At 38.9% G+C, this 1863-nt stretch carries 2 protein-coding genes; both read left to right on the forward strand.

Annotation, left to right across the window (positions count from 1 at the left end):
- The first annotated feature begins 223 nt into the window (after positions 1-223).
- A complete protein-coding gene (locus tag PSF16_RS17280; protein ID WP_036964165.1) occupies positions 224-721 on the forward strand; it encodes a hypothetical protein in 498 nt (165 codons plus the stop codon).
- A partial coding sequence (locus PSF16_RS17285) for a hypothetical protein (protein WP_272689796.1) occupies positions 718-1863 on the forward strand: 1146 nt, incomplete at its 3' end. The genes PSF16_RS17280 and PSF16_RS17285, both read left to right, overlap by 4 nt.

Below are 1863 nucleotides of genomic sequence, written 5' to 3' on the forward strand. Positions count from 1 at the left end.
AGGAATGCAGGATATCTTATTTAGAGTAGCGATGAGTATTATTGTCGTTAAAATAACGACACCGCAGCGTGGAATTATATTAGTGAAAAATAAAAATGCATTATATTTATGAGAAGACTCTATTTCTCTATTCGACTATATAGAAAATAAGAAGTTTTTAGCTTACACTAGGTTTCTAGGACATCATAATAATAGCGAAGAAAAGTACTGGTAAGGTAAATATATGTTTTTAAAAAATAAATTTTATGTCGCATCTTTGCTTGCGGTAAGCACAGTTTTACTTTCTGGCTGTGTTTCTGGTCCAAACGCGCAAAATACGGCATCAGCTGATTCTCAACTAGCTACAGCATCAACGAAAAGTTCACAAAGCGGTAAGGTCGATAATTCTTACCCTGAATCACAAAATGTTTTAAATAATGCTTTAGATCGCTCGCCAAATGGTGCTGAGCAATCGGGCGTTGCTCCACTTAATACCTGTATTAAAGAACTCAGTTCATTGAAAACATTATCACCAGAAAATTACAATCGTCTGGTTGGTTCATTTAAGGAAGTGAGTGAAATCAATCAGTTGTATAAGCAAATCGAAGCAACTGCTAGCCCAGATACGATTGAACTATTGCAAATGGCAATTGAGTCTAAAACAAAAGTACTTTGTGCTAAGGTGCGTTACAACGCAGTGCTGTCAACGGAATCAACTTTGCAGAAAATTAATGGATTATGAAACTTAACCTAAGGCTTTGTGTCTCTCTGGCACTCTTCTCGACATGTTTTTCATCGGCATCCTATGCGGATCGTTTTAACAATGTCATCGATGACTTTGATACTTACCTTCAATCTGAAAATGAAGGTCAAAAGCCAAAGCCACGTCCTATCGAAGTGCCACTGAGTGTTAAATCACAAGCCCAGGGTTATGATGTTTTATCCACACTTTCGCCAGTTCCACTGCCGAAAGAAAACCGCCAAGTCAAGACGGTTAATGCAAGGAATACTAAAGAGAAAAAGGCCACTCAGCACGTATCGAATACGGCGACGGTGTCTCATTCTCAAAACACTACAGCGCCAGTAACCGCCACGGTACAAACGCAGGTCGAGCCTAAAACACAACCACAAGTAACAGAGCCGGTGACTCCTCCTGTTACAGAGGTTTGTGTGTTACCAACTGAGCCTTCATCTTACCAGCCGACATCTTCATACTTACTGCAAAGTAATCAATGGAATCCTAAGTATTTGGCGAAAGATTTTGCCAAATACCAAGTTATTATTGATCCTCTTGGTCTGTATTCTTCTGATTTCACGAAGAAAGCAGGGGCAGATAATGCTGCCTATTTAGCTCAGTTAGCAAACTTAATTGAGCAGCAACAATTAAAAAGCCTTTATCGCCTTGGCATTGCGCAAGGTGTGGGTGAGTTAATTGCGTACAATAAGCTTTTAACGGATGGTCAGCTAGTCAATAAGCTTACCAACTACAATAAAAGTATTGCTGAGCTAAATCGTATTATTGCTGAAAAACAATCTACGATTAATCAACTTAGCGAAGAAATTACAGCCAACAAGCTGAAAATTGATCAGTTACAAAATGTTGTGAAGTCGGTTGATAATAAAGTTGTTATCGATGAACTTAACAATGAGTTAACGAAATCGAAGGGTGCTGTTGCTGAAAAACAAGCCAGTTTGGAAGCGCTCGCCAAACAGAATGATCAGTCTTTAGAAACCATCAAAAAGTTGGAAAAACAACTTAATGATGGTTTGGTTGATGTTGCGAATACGAAAAAACAACTCACCGACAAAGATAAGCAAGTTACTGATGCTCACCAACGTATTGATCAGTTAACGGCAGAGATTGCGAAACTGCAATCTGACGCT

It is taken from the genome of Providencia sp. PROV033, from assembly GCF_028484855.1.
GTDB classification, from domain to species: domain Bacteria; phylum Pseudomonadota; class Gammaproteobacteria; order Enterobacterales; family Enterobacteriaceae; genus Providencia; species Providencia alcalifaciens.